At 68.7% G+C, this 19,477-nt stretch carries 19 protein-coding genes and 3 pseudogenes; 12 read left to right on the top strand and 10 right to left on the bottom strand.

Annotation, left to right across the window (positions count from 1 at the left end; genetic code table 11):
- Window positions 1-56: 56 nt before the first annotated feature.
- Window positions 57-866, bottom strand: a complete 810-nt coding sequence (locus tag ACH4G3_RS18155; RefSeq protein WP_397625406.1) for a methyltransferase domain-containing protein — start codon at window positions 864-866, stop codon at window positions 57-59.
- 369 nt (window positions 867-1,235) lie between these two features.
- Window positions 1,236-2,138, bottom strand: a complete 903-nt coding sequence (locus ACH4G3_RS18150; RefSeq protein WP_397625405.1) for a hypothetical protein — start codon at window positions 2,136-2,138, stop codon at window positions 1,236-1,238.
- Window positions 2,139-2,373: 235 nt separating this feature from the next.
- On the opposite strand from ACH4G3_RS18150, the gene ACH4G3_RS18145 reads away from it, so the two are divergent.
- The 3 genes and pseudogenes from ACH4G3_RS18145 (at window position 2,374) to ACH4G3_RS18135 (ending at window position 3,298) form a co-directional block, all read left to right on the top strand.
- A complete protein-coding gene (locus ACH4G3_RS18145) occupies window positions 2,374-2,622 on the top strand; it encodes a DUF6207 family protein (RefSeq protein WP_397625516.1) in 249 nt (82 codons plus the stop codon).
- 153 nt (window positions 2,623-2,775) lie between these two features.
- A pseudogene (locus tag ACH4G3_RS18140) lies at window positions 2,776-2,922 on the top strand (IS5/IS1182 family transposase); the annotation flags it as partial.
- Between the two features lie 253 nt (window positions 2,923-3,175).
- On the top strand, window positions 3,176-3,298 hold the full coding sequence (locus ACH4G3_RS18135) for a hypothetical protein (RefSeq protein ID WP_397625404.1): 123 nt from the start codon (window positions 3,176-3,178) through the stop codon (window positions 3,296-3,298).
- 3 nt (window positions 3,299-3,301) lie between these two features.
- On the opposite strand, the gene ACH4G3_RS18130 is transcribed toward ACH4G3_RS18135, so the two are convergent.
- Entirely contained in the window at window positions 3,302-4,255 is a 954-nt protein-coding gene (locus tag ACH4G3_RS18130; protein ID WP_397625524.1) for a transcriptional regulator, read from the bottom strand.
- Window positions 4,256-4,945: 690 nt separating this feature from the next.
- A pseudogene (locus tag ACH4G3_RS18125) lies at window positions 4,946-5,101 on the bottom strand (helix-turn-helix domain-containing protein); the annotation flags it as partial.
- A gap of 268 nt (window positions 5,102-5,369) precedes the next feature.
- Between ACH4G3_RS18125 and ACH4G3_RS18120 the strand changes: the two are divergent.
- The 4 genes from ACH4G3_RS18120 (at window position 5,370) to ACH4G3_RS18105 (ending at window position 9,459) form a co-directional block, all read left to right on the top strand.
- On the top strand, window positions 5,370-5,909 hold the full coding sequence (locus tag ACH4G3_RS18120; protein ID WP_397625403.1) for a DUF4232 domain-containing protein: 540 nt from the start codon (window positions 5,370-5,372) through the stop codon (window positions 5,907-5,909).
- A gap of 167 nt (window positions 5,910-6,076) precedes the next feature.
- Window positions 6,077-6,604 carry a sigma factor-like helix-turn-helix DNA-binding protein gene (locus tag ACH4G3_RS18115; RefSeq protein ID WP_397625402.1) on the top strand — a complete coding sequence of 176 codons (528 nt, stop codon included), beginning with the start codon at window positions 6,077-6,079 and terminating at the stop codon, window positions 6,602-6,604.
- A gap of 55 nt (window positions 6,605-6,659) precedes the next feature.
- Window positions 6,660-6,974, top strand: a complete 315-nt coding sequence (locus ACH4G3_RS18110) for a WhiB family transcriptional regulator (protein ID WP_397625401.1) — start codon at window positions 6,660-6,662, stop codon at window positions 6,972-6,974.
- Between the two features lie 232 nt (window positions 6,975-7,206).
- Window positions 7,207-9,459 carry an FG-GAP repeat domain-containing protein gene (locus tag ACH4G3_RS18105; protein ID WP_397625400.1) on the top strand — a complete coding sequence of 751 codons (2,253 nt, stop codon included), beginning with the start codon at window positions 7,207-7,209 and terminating at the stop codon, window positions 9,457-9,459.
- 296 nt (window positions 9,460-9,755) lie between these two features.
- Here the strand turns inward: ACH4G3_RS18105 and ACH4G3_RS18100 are convergent, their stop codons facing one another.
- Window positions 9,756-9,965: a DUF2180 family protein gene (locus tag ACH4G3_RS18100; RefSeq protein ID WP_243382159.1), complete on the bottom strand. Its 210-nt coding sequence runs from the start codon at window positions 9,963-9,965 to the stop codon at window positions 9,756-9,758.
- 719 nt (window positions 9,966-10,684) lie between these two features.
- Complete coding sequence (locus ACH4G3_RS18095) at window positions 10,685-11,014, bottom strand: putative quinol monooxygenase (RefSeq protein WP_397625399.1); 330 nt, start codon at window positions 11,012-11,014, stop codon at window positions 10,685-10,687.
- A gap of 272 nt (window positions 11,015-11,286) precedes the next feature.
- Between ACH4G3_RS18095 and ACH4G3_RS18090 the strand changes: the two genes are divergently transcribed.
- Window positions 11,287-11,715 (top strand): ester cyclase, encoded by a 429-nt coding sequence (locus ACH4G3_RS18090; RefSeq protein WP_397625398.1) that lies wholly within the window; start codon window positions 11,287-11,289, stop codon window positions 11,713-11,715.
- 109 nt (window positions 11,716-11,824) lie between these two features.
- On the opposite strand, the gene ACH4G3_RS18085 is transcribed toward ACH4G3_RS18090, so the two are convergent.
- Complete coding sequence (locus tag ACH4G3_RS18085; protein WP_397625397.1) at window positions 11,825-12,268, bottom strand: VOC family protein; 444 nt, start codon at window positions 12,266-12,268, stop codon at window positions 11,825-11,827.
- Window positions 12,269-12,849: 581 nt separating this feature from the next.
- Here ACH4G3_RS18085 and ACH4G3_RS18080 point away from each other — a divergent pair.
- A complete protein-coding gene (locus ACH4G3_RS18080) occupies window positions 12,850-13,407 on the top strand; it encodes a DUF3291 domain-containing protein (RefSeq protein ID WP_397625396.1) in 558 nt (185 codons plus the stop codon).
- A gap of 151 nt (window positions 13,408-13,558) precedes the next feature.
- A complete protein-coding gene (locus ACH4G3_RS18075) occupies window positions 13,559-13,960 on the top strand; it encodes a DUF6896 domain-containing protein (protein WP_397625395.1) in 402 nt (133 codons plus the stop codon).
- Between the two features lie 46 nt (window positions 13,961-14,006).
- On the opposite strand, the pseudogene ACH4G3_RS18070 reads toward ACH4G3_RS18075, so the two are convergent.
- Together ACH4G3_RS18070 and ACH4G3_RS18065 are read right to left on the bottom strand one after the other, a co-directional pair.
- A pseudogene (locus ACH4G3_RS18070) lies at window positions 14,007-14,440 on the bottom strand (IS5 family transposase); the annotation flags it as partial.
- A gap of 166 nt (window positions 14,441-14,606) precedes the next feature.
- A complete protein-coding gene (locus ACH4G3_RS18065) occupies window positions 14,607-15,779 on the bottom strand; it encodes an epoxide hydrolase family protein (RefSeq protein ID WP_397625394.1) in 1,173 nt (390 codons plus the stop codon).
- 103 nt (window positions 15,780-15,882) lie between these two features.
- On the opposite strand from ACH4G3_RS18065, the gene ACH4G3_RS18060 reads away from it, so the two are divergent.
- Entirely contained in the window at window positions 15,883-16,458 is a 576-nt protein-coding gene (locus tag ACH4G3_RS18060; protein ID WP_397625393.1) for a CGNR zinc finger domain-containing protein, read from the top strand.
- A 96-nt stretch (window positions 16,459-16,554) separates the two neighbouring features.
- On the opposite strand, the gene ACH4G3_RS18055 is transcribed toward ACH4G3_RS18060, so the two are convergent.
- Window positions 16,555-17,721 (bottom strand): ROK family transcriptional regulator, encoded by a 1,167-nt coding sequence (locus ACH4G3_RS18055; RefSeq protein WP_397625392.1) that lies wholly within the window; start codon window positions 17,719-17,721, stop codon window positions 16,555-16,557.
- Window positions 17,722-18,102: 381 nt separating this feature from the next.
- On the opposite strand from ACH4G3_RS18055, the gene ACH4G3_RS18050 reads away from it, so the two are divergent.
- Complete coding sequence (locus ACH4G3_RS18050) at window positions 18,103-19,380, top strand: NAD(P)/FAD-dependent oxidoreductase (RefSeq protein WP_397625391.1); 1,278 nt, start codon at window positions 18,103-18,105, stop codon at window positions 19,378-19,380.
- The last annotated feature ends 97 nt before the right edge of the window (window positions 19,381-19,477 follow it).

The raw sequence follows: 19,477 nt of genomic DNA, 5'->3' as shown, positions 1-19,477 counted from the left end.
ACGCCCCCTCGCCACCGCGGCCTGATGGGCGGCATGCCGCCCTCACCTGCTGGCTATCAGTCTGACAAAGGCAGCGTGCCCGCAGTGACGAAGAACGTGACGGCGTAGGTAAAGCGACCTGCGCGCACGGCATCATCGAACTGGGCCACGAACCGGTCCGCGTCCACGGGGTCGAGGTAGCCCCGGGCTGCGGCTGTGTGCGCCCATGTGCGCAGGCCCAGTACGTTGTCGGCCGCCGACGGGTCGCGCACGACCAGAGTCCGGGCTTCCATCGTGATGTCGTGGATGCCGCGGGCCGCGAGCAATCCGGCGTGCCGGTGGGCCAGCGAGCCGTTGCGCAGGCTCACGTCGGCCCTGAAGCGCAGCACCCGGCGGGCGAGCTCCTGGTCGTCAATGTCGAGTACCTGGGTGTCGTAGTCCGGGTCTGCCAAGGCGACCCGGCCGCCGGGACGGACCACTCGCAGCAACTCGTCCAGCACCCGGGCCGGTTCAACGACGTGCTGCAGGACCCGGTCAGCCCAGGCGCCGTCGAACTGCCCCGCTGCGAACGGCAGCCGGTGCCCGTCCGCGACAGCGGCGCGTGGCAGTCCTCGGTCCCGGGCCTGCGCGATCATCGTCAAGGAGCTGTCGATCGCGACGACCTCGGCCCCACTGCGCGAGCGCAGGGCCACGGCGGCGTCCCCGGTACCCGCTCCGACCTCAAGGAACAGCCCGCCGGGCTCGGCATGCAGGAACTCTTGCAACCGCTGCTTGTAAGCGGCGTAAAACGGCTCCGCACTCAGCCGGTCCAGGACCTGAACCCACTCAGCGGGCCGGGGCTGCGTGTCCACCGACGTGAAACCGTGAGCAACACCGTGATCGTCCATGAGAGCACGCTAGACGTGCCAACCAAGCCGGTGAACCTTCCCAGACAAAGCACCAGCAAGCCCGGCTGGCCTACGTGCACCTCGTTGATCGGGTCCTCGTAAGGGACCACGCCCAGCTGGCAGAGAGGGTTCCGCTGGTCCGGCGTCTACGTCTTCACCCGACCCCGAGCGGCGATCCATCAGGGACTGTCGCGGCCCCAGTCCCAGCGGCCGGGTCGCCGGGGCACTGGTCGTACTACGAAGCGAGACGAGAATGGGGTCTTCTCTCTGTCAGCCCGGCATGCGTGCCTCGGCTGCGGAGATGACCTCCTGGCGCTGCCGGTGGCGTTGTTCGTACTCCCGCACTCGACGGGCCTCGTCGTAGCCGGCCTATGGCTCGTCTTCGCGTAGCCGCTCGATGGCGTCCAGGACGCCCTTGCGTTGACCGTGGGCGCGTTCGTAGCCCTCGATCACCGTCAGGTCCGCCTGGGACAGCGTCCGCAGCCGCTGCCTGATCTGCTCGGTGCTGAGCTGGCTGAACCCGTGAATCGGCAGGTCTTCCTCGCTCTTGACCGATCCCAGGACCTCCTCGGCCGTGGGAGCGGGGGCAGGCATCTCCTGGGCGGCGCCCTCAGTTGCGCCTTTGGCGCGTCGGCCACCGCGCTGGACGGCCTCACGTGTGCGGTCGACAGCGGTCCGCACCGTCTGGGCGGTAGCCTCGGCAAGGCCCTCTTCCCGGTTCTCGCCCGAGTCGTTGGCGGACGCGACAAGGATGCGGGCCTGCTCGGCGAGGCGGTCCTGCAGAGCCTGCAGCAGTTCCTCGTCCTGGCGGCGCAGCGAGCCGAACAGTTCGGCGGTGGCCAAATCGTCCACTTGCTCGGCGACGACCTCCCCGGCCCGGCAGGCCGCCAGCGCCCGGGCCGCGACCGCGTACTCGTCCTCGGTGTTCCTGAGCACCTGCCGCCCGCCGGCCGGGCCGCCACCGGGCAGCACACCCCTGACGGCTCTCGACCCGACCGTCACCGGCAGCATCGCCGTGCGCACCGCGCCGCGCGAAACCCACCGCGTCACGTCGGCTGCCATGCCGAGCACCCCTTTGGGCTGCACGTGGCGCATCTGGTTCTGGAGGCGCTGCACACTGCCCTTGACCTGCTCGGCCTGGTGCTCGAGCATCCGCCGGTGCGCTCCCGGCGGCGTGACCGCCGCATCCACTTGGAACCGGTCGATGACCGCGGCATGCGCCTGGCGCGCGTCTTCCAGCGCCGGGACGAGCTCTTGCGCCATCACTGCCATAACGAGCTCCCTGACTGAAGGCTTGGGGCGGCGGTCCGCCGCACGAGAAGCGGCTGCCCCACAGTCCAGCTCCAGGGGGAGGGCGGCCAGCACCATCCTGCGGAATCCGCGACAAGATCGCCCGGCGGGCCGGAGCCGGTCCAGTGCCACAAATCACCAGGCCGCCGCAGTACCGCCTATACCGACGGGGTCTGTACGCCTTGGGCCGTCCGGGTGAAGCCCGGCGCAGCCGGGCCTGGCCGTCGTGGAGGTCGCAGCCTTTGACGACCGGACCGCGTTCGCCACCCGAGAGATGCCCGCCGGACGGTGGGCGACCCGGCAGCGGACCACACTACGCAGGAAGGCCGCATCGCCCTCGGTCTGCAGTACGGGCACTCTCTCGCCAGGAACAGCTCCGGGCGGAGCCGAGTGCGGCCGGTTCGCCCAGTCGATGAACGACTTGATGACCCCGAGGTGGCGCTTGGGGCCTCCTCGGTCGGGCTGACCTGCCAGGGCAGGGGCGAGCCCGTCGCGGCTGGCGGGCTCACCCCTGCCGAGAAGGCGAAACTGGCGCGGCTACCGTTCGTCGCCCACGGCTTCATGGAGTCCGAGTTTGTCGAGGTCGTGCCGCTGTGAGCCGGCGCCTCGCCTCCGCCGTCCCGGGCCGCGATGCCCCGGCCGACCTGCCGAACGACGGCAAGGCCTGGAAGAGGAACACAACGCGTCCCACCGCAAGGTCCTCCGCCCCCGCATCGAGCACACCTTCGCGCGCATGAAGACGGGGAAGACCCTCCGCGACTGCCGCGGTTCACCCGCACCCTCTCCGGCATACCGCGGGACGGGCCGTAGGGGTCCTCGCGCAGGACCGCGGAGCGCAGCGCGGCCAGCACCGACTCCCCCGACGGATGCCCGGGCGTGACGGCAACGCCGGTGATCGCGTTGGTGGCACAGTCGGTGAACCAGGTGATCCACGGCGGTCCCCGGCCGTAGCGCGGATCGGCAACGAACGACACCGGGCCTTCGGTGCCGCATCCGCGCCTCGGAGAGGAACCACCGTCATGAACCGTCGTTCCCGGGCCGTGGAGCCCTCCGGCGGCGGGGCGCGCGAGCACGCCAGTGGGCCGGCCGGACTTCCCAAGTCCGGCCGGCCCACGGATTTTGGCGCCGACGTGCCCGGTTGACGGCTACGGCTGGGGCTGCTGCTTCTCCCACTCGGTACTGCCGGGCAGGTAGCCGTAGAGCGGACGGCCCGTCATGGAAGTCGTGCGGAAGGGTTTTCCGCCGTCCTTGATCTCTATCGTTCCCTGGCGGCCGCCGCTGCTCCACTCCAGCACCAGGTACCACTTCACATCGCGGGTGTTGGTGTGGGCGGTGATGTACAGCACCTCCGGGTCGGACTGGCTGACGCTGTAGGGGAAGCCGCGCTGGCCTCCCTTCGGCCGCACGGTGGGCCGTGGCGAATCGAGGTCCAGCCCGAACTCCCTGGGTTCGATCCCTCCGCCGCAGCCCACCCCCATCTCGAACGCGTTCCAGTCCAAGGGCGCGCCCGAGCCGACCACGCGGACATGCAGCGACGTGATGACGACGGCCTTGTCCCCGGTGCCCTGGACGGTCAGCGACACACGATGCCTGCCCGAGGGGACGGCGCCGGCGTCGCTCGCCCATTTGGCGGCGTCCTGCAGCGTCGACGGTGGCAGGGGGACCTGGGAGGGTGGCCGGTCGACCAGGTAGTGCGTCCCGCAGTAGCCCTCCCAGTCGTGGGCTCGCGCGCTCACCGTCAGCGGCACGGAGTCATCGTCCGGGGCGGCCTCCGGTGCGCGGTCCGGGGCCGCGGCGGCACCGCCGCCCTTCGGCGCCGCCGCCGACGCCGACGTCGACGGCTTCGCGCTCGGCGACTTCGAGGCGGACGACCGGCTCGGCCGCGCGGAGGGGGACGTGGACGGGGACGCCGCCTCGTGCGGTTCCCAGGAATCGGTGGCCGGGGTCGTGGCCCGCGGTCGGCCGCCCGGGGACGCGCCGGCGTCGATGGTCTCCAGGACCGCCGTCGTCAGGGCGACCACGGCGAGGGTGCTCGCGGCGACCATGACCCGCCGCTTCCGGAAGAAGGAGCGGCGCGGTACCGAATACCGCGCGGGCACCCCCTCCTCCGCCGGCGAGTCCGCCCCGGATCCGGTCAGGTCCCCGGTTCCCGATACGGGCCCGGGCACGTCCGCCGGCCCCGGCTCCGACGCATCGGCGGCCCCGGACTCCGGCAGTGCTCCGGCCCCGGACTCCGGCACGGTTCCGGACCCGGACCCGGATTCAGCTCCTGACCCGAGCCTCGACTCCACGCCTGCCCTGGACCCCGGCACGGCTACCGCCCCGGAGCTCGGCTCCACGGCCGCTCCGAACTCCGGCACGCTTCCAGCCCCGGCCCCCAGCTCCACAGCCGCCCCGGACACCGGCAGGGCTCCAGCCCCCGCCCCCGGAGCAACTCCCGCCCCGGGCACCGGCACGGCTCCATCCTCGGCCCCCGGCACCACAGCCGCCCCGGCCCCGGGCCGGGCAACCGACTCCGAGTCGGCCCCAGTTCCTGTTCCTGATCCCGCTCTCGCTCTCGCTCCCGATGCCTCCTCCGGCTCGGAGCCGGGTTCCGCCGCGCGGTCCCGGCCCGCGGCCGCCGGAGTCCCTTCCGCCCTGTCCGACGCCCTGTCCGCCCTGTTCGCCTTGTCCGCCCCCGCTCGCCGGGAGCGCTCCCGTGCCGCGTCGGCCATGACCCACCGACGGTGCAGCTCGACCACTTCCTCCGGGGTCGCCTTGCACACCCGCGCGAAGCGCGAGAGCGACGCGTAGTCGGCAGGCACCCCCTCCCCCTTGCAGTAGCGGTGCAGCGTCGACGTGCTCATGTGCGCCCGCTTGGCCAGAGCTTCGTAGCTGAGCCCCGAACGCTGCTTCAACTCGCGTAGAAGCGCCGCGAAATCAGCTGTCTCCTCAGCCGCCCCCACCGGTCCTCCATCTCATTCGACATCCCACGCATGGGACATTCCCCCTGTTCAGAGCCAGTGCCGCCATCCCAGCGTTCCAAAAGGTCGGTTTGGAATGGCGGCTGGGACGGAGCGTGGCACAGGCTTGGGTCATCCAAGCACGCCGCCCGGCTCAAGGGCGGTGATGTGGATCGCAACTTCCCTTTTCGGCCGTGAATCTGACTGGCCGACAACCATCAACCGGAATATCTCACTCCGGAAGTCGATCTCAGAAGAAAGCAGTTCAACCATGCGTATCGCACGTCGCTCCACCACCCGCGTGGCCGCCGCATCTCTGGTCGCCGCCGCCCTCGCACTCGTCGGTGTCCAGGCCACCGCCCACACCGCCTCGGCCGCCACGCCGACGAAGGCTGCCTGCACCACGGAGAACACGAAGCTGACCGTCGAGGACGTCCGCCGGCCCATCAACCACCTGCTGCTCACGGCCACGAACACCGGGACCAAGCCCTGCAACCTCTACTACGCGCCTTACCTGGGCGCCGGCGCCGGCGCCCAGGCTCCCATCCAGTGGCTGGAGTCCAGCAAGCCCCAGGCCGTCGTGACGCTGGCTCCCGGAGAGTCCGGGTACGCCGGCATCGGGACCTTCTCCCCCGACGGCCACAGCGGCCACACCGCCAAGACCCTGGGCGTGTCCTTCGCCAACAGGGAGGCGAACGGCGCGGTCGGCAACGCCGCGACGCTGAACCTGCCCAACGGCGGCACGTACTTCAACAGCTCCGCCTACGTCACCTACTGGCAGAGCGACGTGTACGACGCGCTGTTCGGCTGAGCCGTCCGGCGTCCCACGGCACCGCGCGTGGCCGCGGTGCCGTGGGACGCGGAGCACGAAAAGGCGCGCACCGCGCGCACGGAGTGACCGCACGGGCGTGCACCCGTACCCGTGCTGCTGCCTGTCTTTTGCCTACGGGGGATCCGCGTGAAGAAGTGTGAGGCGCCATGATGCTGGTCGCAGAGGCCCGGTCGGCCGGAACGCCGGCCATGGGCGGCGGGGTCCTGGCGGCCCGGGAGCGGAGCGGCGCGGACGCCGAGACGTTCATCCGGGCGGTGTACGCACAGCACGGCACGGTGCTGCTGCGGTACGCGGCCCGGCGGCTGCGGGGCGACTGGCACCGGGCCGAGAACATCCTGCAGGAGGCCGTCGTCCGGCCGCAGCTCGACAGCTCGCGCCACGCCGGGGCGCTGGGCACCGCGCCGGAGACGATGCGGCCGTGGCTTTTCGCGGTCGTACGGGACCTGCTGATCGACGACCACCGCGCGCAGGCGCTGCGCCCGGTGACTCCGGAGGCGCTGGAAGACCTCACCGGGCAGCAGCGCGAGATCCTCAGGCACATGTACTTCGACGGCAGCAGCGTGGCCGAGGTCTCGGTTCTTCTCGGCGTCCCGTGGGAGAGGGTGAAGTCACGCACGTACTATGCGATGCGCGCGCTGCACAGAGCCCTGGCCGCTCGCGGTGTCCACGGCTGACGCCCACATGGTCCGTACGAGCATGGGGAACCGACGCAACCTGCCGATGCCTCCGATGACGGGGACCGAGCCGTGCACGACGAACTACGGGTTCTTCCCCGACACGTACGCGTCGCACAACCCCGAGGTCGCCGCTGCCGAGGCGATGTGCCGCAGCTGCCCGCTGGTGCGCGCGTGCTTCATCTGGGCACTGGCCAATCCGTCCCTGACAGCCGACGGGATCTGGGGCGCCACCACCCCCGCGCAGCGCAGGGAGCTGCGCAGACGGATGCTGCACCGGCTGGGGGCCAAGGCGATGGTGCCAACGCTCCGGGCCGAGTACGCCAGAGCCGTCGCCAGCGTCCCGCATCCTCCCGGCATCCGCCGGTGAACACTCCGGTGCGAGAAATGGCCACTCGCATGCGGCATCTCAGCGCGTTGCCCGAGGAGTACGCCCGGCCGAGGTCTCGGAGATGCACCGCCGGCCGGATCGGCACCTGCCGGGCACGGTGAGGGAATTCCCCCACACGGAGCGATCTTGGTTGATATACGCTGCGCCTGACTTGTTCGAACAGTTCGACGAATCTCTGCAACCGATTCGTCCTGCCCGGGGGGGCATTCCCATGACTTCGCAGTCCCGCGCGGTGCTCGGCATCGCGCTCACTCCCGTCTTCGCTCTGGCGGCCGTCGACCCGGCCGCCGCGCACACCACCGCCACGGCGGCCACTGGCACCGTCACGGCCACCGCCGCCACGGACGCCGACACCACCGCGACGGACGCCGACACCACCGCGACGGACGCCGACACCACCGCGACGGACGCCAGCACCACCGCCACGGCCGCCAGCACCGCTGCGGCCGCCGTCGAGACGCGTTCGCCGGGCCCGTGGGGCACCCGCGCCCTCCACGCCCCAGCCCCCAACCCAGGTGACGCCGCGGGCGGGCTGACCGCCCTGGTGTCGGCCGGGGACGGCGCCCTCGTCTCCCTCACCAGCGACGGGCGTTCCACCCGGATCCGGCCCGCCGACAGCACCCGCTGGCTCACCCCGCAGACCTGGCCGGACGCCGGGGGATACAGCACCGAGTTGGTCTCGCTCGGCGACGGCTCGGTACGCCTGGCCTGGCGGGCCGAGCGCGCCGACGACCACGGCAACCACTGGCTGAAGGTCGCCACCCTCACGCCCGGCGCGACCGCCTTCTCCGAGCCCGAATACGTCGCCGCGGTCCCCGAGAAGGGCTACCACCACCTGGCGGCGGCCCCCGACGGCCGGTTGGTCGCCGTGTGGTCGGTCTCCGGTGTCGTGAGGGCGGCCGAGAAGACCGGCCCGCAGGCCTCGTGGACCGCTCCGGCCGACCTCAACGAGCAGCCGCCGTCCGGCAGCCGCGACATCGCCAACATGGACCTCGCGGTCGCCAAGAACGGCACCGCCCTGCTGGTGTGGCAGTGGCAGGCGAGCAAGGCCGTCGTCGCCCTGGAGAAGGCCCCCGGCGCGTCTTCCTGGACCTCGGTCCAGGGCTTCCCGGTCCCGGACAAGGACCTCGCGCGCCCGAAGGTGTTCGCTGATCCGCAGGGCGGCTTCGACGTCTTCTACGACGACCTCGCGCACCTCATGTACTCCCGCCGGCCCGCCGGCGCCACGCAGTGGAGCACCCCTCAGTCGGCCGACAGCCATGGCAGCACGTACAGGATGACGGCGCCCGTCTACCTGCCCAACGGCGACCTCTTCGTGGCCGGCGGGCCCACCACCCCCTGGTACGCGGTGCGTTCGGCGACAACCGGCCGCTGGCTGCCGTACTCGCAGCGCTTCTCCACCCACCAGAAGGTGCGTCATGTCGCCGCGGCCGCCACCTCGGGCGGCACGGTCACGGTGACCTGGCGGGAGGGCTACTCGTACGAGGAGTACACGATGGCCGCCCTCTTCAAGGGCGGCACCTGGTCCACCCCGCGGCGGCTGAGCGCGAAGAGCGCCCAGTTCACCGGGGCGCCGCAGGTGGCCGCCGACGCGCTCGGCCGGCCCGTCGTGCTGTGGGACGAGTACCTGCGCAGCGAGACGAACAGCACGGTCCTGGACGGCGTGTACCAGGCCACCACCACCGGCCGCGCGCTGCCCAAGTGGCGTGACTACACGGACGACGGCAAGGCCGATCTGTTCGGCCGGGGCAGCGCCGGGCTGAAGGTGTACGCGGGTGACGCGACGAAGCTGACTGCGGGGCAGCGCGCGAGCGGCTGGCCGACGGGCACCCTCGTGCTGCCCTTCGGCGACCTCGACGGCGACCGCTGCAACGACGTGTTCGTCCGCTCCCCCAAGGGCGAGGCCCGCGTCCACCCGACGATCTGCGGCGGCGGGCTGCCCGACCAGCAGTCGCTCGCCGTGAAGGTCTCCTCTGATTGGAGCGCGTACAACGCGGTCCTCTCGCCCGGCGACGTGACGGGCGACGGCAGGGCCGACCTGCTGACCCGGTCCGCCTCCACCGGGAAGCTGTACGTCTACGCGAACAACGGCTCGGGCGGCTTCAACGCCAGAGCGCTCGCCGGGTCCGCCTTCGGCGGCTACAAGAGGCTGATCGCCGCGGGAGACCTGGGCGGCGACGGCAAGAACGACCTGCTGGCCATCGACGCGTCGAACGAGCTGTGGCGGCTCAACGGCACCGGCGCCGGCACCTTCAACACGCGGTCGCTGGTCTTCAAAGACTGGGGCACCGCCTACAAGGACGTGGTCGGCGGACTCGACCTGTCCGGCGACGGCCGGGCCGATCTGGTCTCACTCGACAAGGACGGCCGAGCCTGGCTGAACCGGGGCAACGGCAAGGGCGGTTTCGAGAACCGGTCCCAGGTCGGCAAGACCACCAACTGGTCGGACATCCGCATCTCCTGACGGCACGGATCCGGGCGCGGTCCGGGACCGAGGAGGCCGCCGGGGTCAGCCCGGCGGCCGTCGGCCCACGCACGGAACGTCCCCGCCAGCCACAGGGACGTCGACGTCCAGTTCCTATGACGTCTTGTCGTCAGTGGTCGGGCCTCCAGCATGGCGCCCTGAGCCGTGACCACGGCTGAGGCCCGGACGCCGCGCCGGTGAACCGGGACGGCGTCCGGGCAGGCCAAGAGCGCGTGCTCGGACAGACAGCGCGCATTCGGCGGCCGGGGGCGGGTGTGATAAGCGCACCATGCGGGTCAGTGCGCGGTCTCGGCCATGTCGCAGGTGTGGCACACCACTCTGCGCGCCGGGATACGGCTGTACGAAGCACCCATGCCGATCGGGCGGGTGACCTGTGCCTGACGTACGCGGGCGTGGTTCTCGCAGGTGGCCAAGCCACAGCGCGAGCACACACCGATACCAGTGGTGTCGCTGCGTGCCTCCTGGAGGCAGTCGTAGCACCTCATGTCCAACTCCGATTTCAGTAGGGGCTGGGCGTGGCGGCCAACACGAGCAAACCCACTCAGGCCACTCACACCTACTCAAGGAGCTTGAAACTAAGGCCAGGATTAGACTTTGTCAAACCTAGGATTCGATCGATCGTGCGGAGCAGCTGCGCCCTGCATCCTGATCTTGATGACGTCGGAGGCAGCGTTGCAGGAGTGGCGGCCGCGCCATCCGCTCCTCCCCGCGTCCTGATCGTGCCGGACGGAACCGGACCCGCCGGTGTCGAAAACCGGATCCGCGCCCTGGGCGCGGAGGCGGGCAGTCGCGCAGTCCCGCTTCTGCACGACCTCTCCGTCCTCGTGGCGCTGCTCGCGGCACTGCCGGCCGATCAGCTCCAGGGACACCCGAGGGACCGATCGGCCATACCTGCTGCTCCAGTCCCCCGCCGGCTGCCGGACTGCGCCGGTCTCCCGGAGCTCCGCGCTGGGTTGGCGACGCCAGTCCCACCTGGGTGATGGTCCACCAGCGTAAGGAACTCGCTCGCGTGCGGTTCACCGATCGCATGCGCGGGTGGGTCCGGCGATGAGGTCAGTACGTCGATGGGGTGGTGCGCTGCCACACGGTCGCAGTCCCTCAAAGACCGTGCCGCCGTGTCAGATCGGCGCACACGACCAACGCGTGCGGTAGTCGGGAGCGGCCGGTGCGAACAGCGGCCTGCGCTGCCCGCTGGTTTGCCCGATTACCGGGTCAGTCCAGCTTTCGCAAGGACTTCATCGAGAGTCAGCGTCGAGGCCAGGTCGTGGATCCAGGCTTCAGGCGGTGCTGCGAAGACGTCGCCCAAAGCGGCCATGAGCGCCTCGAATTGATTCTGGAAGTGCCTGTACACGGCGTCAAGGTCGGCCCACTGCTCGATGATCACGAAGGTATTCGGCGCTTCGAGATCCTCGGCGATCTGATATCCCTCGCAGCCCTCCTCGGCACGGGTCTGAGCCGCGTTGCCGCGAATCACCTCGAGCCAGTGCTCACGCTGCTCCGGCTTGATCGATGCTCTGACAACTTGGAGAACCATGCACTGCTCCTTACCTCGCCCGGCGCCGCGTCTTCCGGGGTCGCTCAGTTTGGTGCCCTGCTCCAGTAGACCGCCCCGGGCAACCGACCACCTGTCGTTGTACGCCGCTCGTGTCAGGCACTCGGGCATCCCGCGGCGGGTTGCCCACCAAGGTCCGCCTCGCCTGCGACGGCCGGTGCCTGCCGCGTCCGCGCCAGAGCCCGCTTCGAACACGGTCGCCTCGTCGAACGCCCCGAGCCCGCCGCGGCAGTACGGAATGCCAGACTTTGCCAATGATCAACGCCAAGGACACCGTTCACCAGTTCCTTCTGCAGGTGCGCTCGGGGTTGCACCCTGACCGCGCCAGTCACTTCATGGCCGACCGGGTCCGTGCCCACCAGGTCGTCTCGGAGGCGCCGGTGGTCGTAGAGCGGACACCGCAGCAGTACACCGAGCACGTTGAAGAGATGCTCGACGCATACGGCGCTTTCACCCTGACCGTCGACGAGCTCATCGCCGAAGGAGATCGGGTCTACGCACGCTGGACCCAGAGCGGACGACACGTCGGACCCGTAGACCATCATCCACCGACCGGTGCGGAGGTCACGGCGATAACCAGCGCGGTCTATCGCGTCGAGGACGGATTGATTGTTGAGTACTGGATCCAGATCGACCGGCAGGGGATAACCGCTCAGCTACAACAAGCCGCTGCCGAGCACTGACCCGCAGGAATTGACAACTGCTCGACCATGTCCGAGGGAGCATTCGAGCGGTCGAGTCCGCGACCTGAGTGTGAAGGCGCTACTCCCGCCGCCAGCCCTGTCCGCCATGTCAGTCCCGCAGTTGCTCGGCCAGTCCGACGATGATTCCCTCCGGGCCGCGGACGTAGCAGAGCAGGTAACTGTCCTCGAACCGGGCGATCTCGCCTACGAGTTCGGCGCCATGAGAGTGCAGGCGGGCAACGGTGTCCTCAATATCGTCGACGGCGAACATGACGCGGTGCGTGCCCACAATGTTGTGCGGCCGGTTGCGCGGCCCGGCGCTGATCACCGCGGGGCTGCGGTACTTCGCCAGCTCGAGCCGGCTCTGACCGTCCGGGGTCCGGAGCATCGCGATGTCACAGCGGACGCCGTCGAGTCCGGTGCACTGGTCGGCGACGAGGCCCTCGACCTCTGCCCTGCCCTCCAGCTCCATACCGAGTTCCACGAAGAACGTGATGGCGGCATCCATGTCCTCGACGACGATGCCGACGTTGTCCATCCGCTGAATCGCCATGCTGGTTTCTCCTTCTTCCTCGTGCGGCCGGTGGTGGCCGCTGATGTCCCTGGGACGGAGCCGGTGGCACTTCCTCGACATCCTCAGACCGCAGAACTTCGAAAAACCTGGATCTCGCCTCAGCACCACTACGGCAGACCCGCGAGCCAGGCGACACCACCAAGGATGAGTGCGGCGCAGGCGGCCACTGCGATGAAGACGATCAGCCGCAGCGTGCCGTCCCCGTTTTCAATACTCCCTCGACGATTCGCTCGCAGCGTGCGCGATTGAGCCGCATAGCGGGGGAACCGATCGGCCGAAGTGGATCACTGGTGCCTCGCGGCCTGCCCCGCCCGTCACCGCCCCGGCCCCCGCAATGACCGGTGCCAGAGGCCACTTGGACAGGGAAAACGCAACTTCGACATCGCCCGCAGAGGCAGCTACCTTCACCTGGTCTTCGGCGATCGCCCACGGTCGCACGGGAGTTCCTTCAGGCTGAACCACCCGCGACGGGGTGAGTTGGTCACGCCCCACGAATCCTCGCCCCATACGTAAGCCACCGAACCGGGCCCACACCAGGCCGCCCAATCAGGGAGAGACGCATGCCCCATCTCGCGCTGTACACATTCGGCGTCCTGAAGTCACCTCTCGCCGATCCCGCACCGCTCACGAGCAAGTTCTACGACATTGGTGAGGCCGTCTATCGCGCAATCAGTCAGCACCCCGGGTACCTCGCGCGTGCTGAAACGGCAGACGGTGACCGGGGCATGCTCTTCGAGGCGGACTGGGGTGCATGGGGAGAGTTCGCCGTACCGACTTGGTACGACAAGGGCCGAACGGTGGAAACCACCGCCCTGGCCGCGACCCTCTCACTCTGGACCGACCTGCGCCCCGCCTTCGACGCCGTCTACACCGGTCTGCACCGCGCGGCGCTGAACAGGCGTTACGACTGGTTCGAGAGGACAGGGCACCCAAATTACGTGATCTGGTGGGTCTCCGACGGCGTGATACCCACCTGGCAGGACGGGGTTTCCAGGCTGGAACACCTCCACGACCACGGCTCCGCGCCGCACGCCTTCACCTTCCACCACTCGTTCGCCCCGGAGGGAACTCCGACCAGGTTCAAAGGCATCGGGCGGAGGAGCGACCAGGTGCGCTGACAAGGAAGCCTGATCGACTGGGTTGGCTGTCACCCCCGAAGTATTTTCGGAGCCGACCACTAACTGATCGTTTCAGAATGCCGTCTTGTGGAGTCGCTGACTGCCCCATGGAACAATCCGTTCATCCACAGGTTCAGGGGGATGACGTCGTATGCAACGGGTTGGTGCGGCTCGAGACCTCGTCCTCGGTTACGTCCGCGCTCTGAACGCGATTGACGAGGCCATGAGGGTGGCGATCCCCTCGCTTGAGCGACTGGCGGACGTCCTCGAGCTGGCCCGATCGCACCGGATCAGCCGGAGTGGGCACATCGGCACCTACTCCTACAGGGTTCATGGGGCAGGCTGCCGCTTCGTGAGCGACAACGGCACGGAGCTCGATGTGGACTTCGCAGCCGACGGGAGTGAAGTTTTCGACCTCTGGCGACTCCGCGGGTATGGGCTGAGCCTGCCGGAGTCTGTTGACGTCACGGATGAGGACCTGCGGTTCGCAGTGAGCTCGCTGCAACCGCTTCTGACCGAGGTGCGACCGGGGTGGTTCAGCGCAGCCAACTGATCGTTTCAGGATGCGGTTCGTAGGCGGCGGAGGCTTATGAGACTGCAGCGAGCGGGGTTCCGTGCCGGTCGACGATCAGGTGGTGCTTGGAGCCGGGGCGGGCGCGGTCGACGGGCGACGGGCCGACGTGATCCCCCCTTTGAGGGCCCGGACGTGCGATCCGTCTGCGGAGCAGTCGTCCAGGTCCAGCAGGCTGGCGCGACGAAGCTCGGACAACAGGGCGGCGTGCAGGCGCGGCCACACACCGGCCTCGGTCCAGTCCCGCAGCCGACGCCAGGCCGTCACCCCGGAACAGCCAACGGTCTCTGCGGGGACATCGCGCCAAGCGACACCGGTCCGCAGCACATACATGACGCCGGCGAGCGCCAGTCGGTCGGGAACGCGCAGCCGCCCAGCGTGGCGATGGCGCCGTTCGGGGGCGGGCGGCAGCAGCGGGGCCACCCGCTCCCACAGGTCGTCAGGAACAAGATCAGCACGCACCCGGAGACCCTGGCGACCAAGATCGTCGAGCACAAGGCGGGCAGCTCAACTCATTCTGAAACGATCATTTAGTCGCCGCCGATCGTGAAGGCCCTGACGCCTTCTCAGCTCGCTCACATCCCGAGCAGCAGACCCAGTCGCGGGCCCTTTCGGGTCGCAAGCCGCATTACCGATCAGCGGCCAGCACTGCCGCGAGGCCTTCTTGCAGATCTTTGACGAAATACTCGGGAACCTCCAGCGACGGGAAATGTCCCCCACTCTCGGGCGTCCTCCATCGGACGATCTGCCGGTACCGCTCCCGTGCCCAGGGACGCGGACACTTCTCGACGTCGCGGGGATACATAGTGAGTGCTGATGGGACGTCGACCCGGAGTTCGGGGTCCAGCGAGTTGTGGCTCTCGTAGTAGATGCGGGCCGCCGATGCGCCGGTCCGCGTCAGCCAGTAGAGGGTGACGTCGTCAAGAATGCGGTCCCTGGAAATCGTCTCGAACGGGCTGTCTTCGGTGTCTGACCACTCGGCGAACTTGTCCAGGATCCAGGCAAGAAGGCCGACCGGTGAGTCGACGAGCGAGTAGCCGATGGTCTGCGGTCGGGTTGCCTGCTGCTTCGCGTACGCCGCGCGGTGGCTCCAGAAATCGCGGGTTTCCTCGATCCATTTGCGCTCGACCGCCGTCAGTCCGTCCGTTGTCAACCCGGGCGGTCCCTCCGCGAACGTGGTGTGGATACCAAGAACGTGCGCCGGGAACCTGCCGCCGAGGACCGTGGTGATATTTCCTCCCCAGTCGCCGCCGTGGGCTACGAACTTGCTGTAGCCGAGCCTTCCCATCAGTTCCACCCATGCGGCCGCGATCTTTTCGGTTCCCCACCCGGTGGTGGCCGGCTTGTCGCTGTAACCAAAGCCTGGTAGCGACGGGACCACGACGTGGAACGCCGGCGCGTCCGCATCCTTCGGATCTGCCAGCTCGTCCACTACGTCGATGAACCGAGCAATGCTGTCCGGCCAGCCGTGCGTCATGATCAGAGGAGTGGCATCCGCGCGCGCGGATCGGCGGTGCAGGAAGTGGATTCCCAGATCGTCAATGGTCGTGCGGAACTGGCCGATGCGGTTGAGGCGCTCTTCGAACGACCGCCAGTTGTACCCGGTGCGCCAGTAGTTCACGACATCGACGAGGTCGGCGAGAGGAACGCCCTGTTCCCATCGGCGGGGGTCGGGCGCCGAGCGATTGACCGTCTCAGCTTCCGGTAGTCGCGCCGCAGCCAGTCGCGCGCGCAGATCGTCAAGGTCAGCGTCAGCTGCGTGGGCTTCGAATGCTTGCACGTCGCTGGTCCGACGGGGCATGAGACCTCCTGGCCATCGTGGAAGCGGCTGCGAACCATCGCGAACCGGCTAAGACGGTTCTACTACGCCTTCGCACCAGGGTGCAACCTGCTAAGGTGGTTCCATGCGTGCTGGGTTCCCTGACTTCCGCCTCGGTAAGGTGCTGGCGACCAGCTTCACGGGGACTCTGTCGGAGCGTTATGGCAACGCTGTAGAGCGGATCCCCACGCCGGACCGACTCATCGACTGGCTCGCAGTGAGCGGCCTCGCCGTGGACTCCTGCACCACCGCCCAGCTCGAACTCGCCCGGGAATTGAGGGAGTCGATTCACGCCGCCGCGACAGCGGCCGCGACTCAGGACGCTCTCCCTGCGTCAGCTGTCCAAGTCATCAACGACCGCAGCGCTCAGGGTCGGGCCGCGGCTGTTCTGACGCCCGAGGGTGAGCGGCGATGGCGGCTCAGCTCGGCTTCCTGCGTGGAAGATGCCCTCAGCGTGATCGCCGCCGACGCGATCAGCATCATCGCGGGCGAGCGAGACGGAAAATTGGCCTTGTGCGCATCGCCGACCTGCCGGGCCGCCTTCTTCGACGCCAGCCAGAGCCGCACCCGCAAGTGGTGTGACATGAACACGTGCGGGAATCGTCAGAAAAAAGCGCGCTTCTATGCCAACCAGCGCAAAAACCCCACATCAGCGGAGTGATCGTTGCCGAGCAAGCCGCTACCTCGCAATTACGCTCATCGGGGTAGGGCCAGTTGACCCCAGTGCGGGCGTCCCTGGCGTCGCCTGCCGATCGGCTCAGAAGGCCGGTGCCGCCTGCTCGGCGGCCCGACTCTGGCGCCGCGCACCGAGCACGGCTTCTCTCAACCGTTCCTGAGCAATCGTCAGGCACGCGTAGACCGCCCCTTGCGCCGTCGACAGACCGATCCGATGCGGACCCGTCCTGATCTCCGGCACTGCCGGAAGGCTCTGGCCGAGCCGCTCACGCACCTGGGGAAGGACGATGTCGACGAGCGGGCGCAGCCGGCCCACGAAGTAGACCGACTCCGGGTCGAGCGTCACCGCGACGACACTGACAGCGGTCACGATCGCCCTGGTGAACGCCTGCAGCACTTCGGCATGCGGCGCCTCGGTGTGCGGTTGCAGCCAGAGATCCTCGATGCGCTCCAGGTCGAGCCCCCGCTTGCGGGCGAACCGGAGCAGACCCCTGGTGCTCAGCAGGTCGTCGAGGTTCTCGTCGCCGACTCCGGAGGAGAGCACACCGATGTCGCCGAATGTGGGTGTACGTCCCCGGGCGAGCTCGTGATCCGTGCAGCTGGCGAAGTTCAGTATGGTGCTGACGCTGAAGAGCGCGGCGTTCCTGATGGTCGCGTCGTCGGTGAGGATTCCGAGCAGGGACGCGTTGGCATCGCTGTCGAGGAGCACAGGGGCCTCGACAAGGTTCTCGAGGGCTTGCTGGAGGCCTGAGCCCGCGAAGATTTTCATCGACTCCGCGGGGCCGAAGATCTCCGTGCCGCCCCGGACCCGGCCGGGCACTGCGGCGACGATCTGACGCAGAGGACCCTGCGCAGATCGGGCGGCCTGCGCGATCAGGTCGACCAGCCATCGCGCGGCGTCATCGACCTCCTGGTGATCGGCGGTGGGAACCGTCACATGCTGGATCTCACGCCCCCTCAGGTCGGTCACCAGCACACCGGTGGTCTGGGCGCCGAAGCTGACACCGGCGACGTGACCGGTCGTGCCGGGCAGGTCCAGATAGGTGGAGCGGCGGCCGCGGCCGGTGATCTCGTCGACCCCGCCGTCGACGACGAAGCCGTCGGCACGGAGCTCCTCCACAGCTCTGGACACCGTGGCCTTGCTCAGGCCCGTCAGCTCGATGAGCTTGTTCCGCGTCAAGGGCGCGTGGGAGAGGAGCACGTCGAGGACTGATGCCTTGTTGTAGTCGCGTGAGGTCGGGTTGGTCACGTGATGACCATAGCGAGCCCGGTGCGCCGATCGGGCAGGGACCGGTTCGGGCGGTACGCCCAAGGGTTTCGACGCGGTGAGAACTGGTTGCTTCGACGGATCTGTCGTTCCGGCCTGGGCGCGCTCGAAGGGGCCGGCGTGGGCGCGCTCGAAGGGGTCCGTGTCGGCGCCTTCCGCCTTGCCTGACGGTCCTCGACTCATCTGTCATGCACTCCGCAGGGTTTCCGAGGCACTCCAGGAGCGCCTCACCGCGTTGCGACGTCCCCGGGCCGCCGCCCTTCCTTTGGGACGGCTTGACCGCATACCCCGACCATACCAGTATTAGTTTCAGGCTGGAACTGCAACAAATATCATTGATGTCTGGCAGGAGAGAGCAGCGACATGAAGTTCACCCCCTACTGGCTCGACACCGCTCCCCCAGGTCCGGACCGATCCCGGACCGACGTCGGTGGACACGTCGACGTGGCGATCATCGGGGCCGGCCTGACCGGCCTTTCGGCGGCACTGCACCTGGCGCGAAAGGGCGCGAACGTGCAGGTCTTCGAGAGAGACACGGTCGGATTCGGCGCCTCCGGCCGCAACGGCGGCATGGCCACCACGGGCATGTCGATCGGCTTCCGCTCCGCGGTCTCCCGCTACGGCTTCGATACCGCGAAGGCGTACCTGCTGGCCTATCACGACGCGGTCGACACCATCGAAACCCTCGTCAAGGAAGAGAACATCGACTGCGACTTCGCTCGCACGGGCAAGCTGAACCTGGCGTCCAAGCCGGCTCACTTCGAGGGTCTGCGCAAGACCCACGAGATCATGTCCGGCCGGCTCGGGCTCGAGACCCACCTCATACCCAAGAGCGAGATCCACTCCGAGATCGGTTCCGACTGCTACCACGGCGCGCTGGTCGAGGCCAGGAGCGCGGGACTGCACGTCGGTAAGTTCACCAAGGGGCTCGCGGAGGCGGCCGCGCGGATCGGCGTGACGATTCACGAGAAGGCTCCGGTCGAGAGGGCCGAGCGCCTCGGTGGCACAAAGCACGAGCTGGTCACGCCGCGCGGTACCGTCCGGGCCGATCAGGTGCTCGTCGCCACCAGCGGCTACACCGGCCGGCCGTTCCGCTGGCACCAGGTCAGGATCGCGCCCGTCGGCAGCTTCGTCATCGTGACCGAACCGCTGGGCAAGGACGTCTGCGACCTGCTGCTGCCGAACCGGCGCATGGCGTCGACGTCCATGAACCTGCTGAACTACTTCCGGATCACACCGGACCACCGGTTGCTGTTCGGTGGCCGCGCCCGGTTCGCCATGTCCAGTCCGCAGTCGGACGCGAAGAGCGGCCGCATCCTGCACAAGGCGATGACCGAGGTCTTCCCGCAGCTCACCAACGCGCGTGTCGACTACTGCTGGGGCGGCCTGGTCGACATGAGCATGGACCGCATGGTGCACGCCGGCGAGCACGACGGGCTGTTCTACTCGCTCGGCTACTCCGGCCACGGCGTCCAGATGGCGACGCACATGGGCAAGCAGATGGCCTCGTACATGACCGGGACTCCGGCTGCCAATCCCTGGAGCGACCTGCCCTTGAAGCGGATCCCGGGGCACTTCGGTCCGCCGTGGTTCCTGCCCTTCGCGGGCGCCTTCTACAAGTTCTTGGACATCATCAAGTAGGCATGGGGTGGAGACGCTGAGCACGCGCGGGGAACACTGTGGAGCCCCCCCCGTGCTGGTCTCAGCGGCCGGAACGCGGCGCCGCAGGGGCCCCGGT

This window comes from Streptomyces afghaniensis, assembly GCF_044327915.1.
GTDB classification, from domain to species: domain Bacteria; phylum Actinomycetota; class Actinomycetes; order Streptomycetales; family Streptomycetaceae; genus Streptomyces; species Streptomyces afghaniensis.
This window is presented reverse-complemented; position numbering and strand designations above follow the sequence as displayed.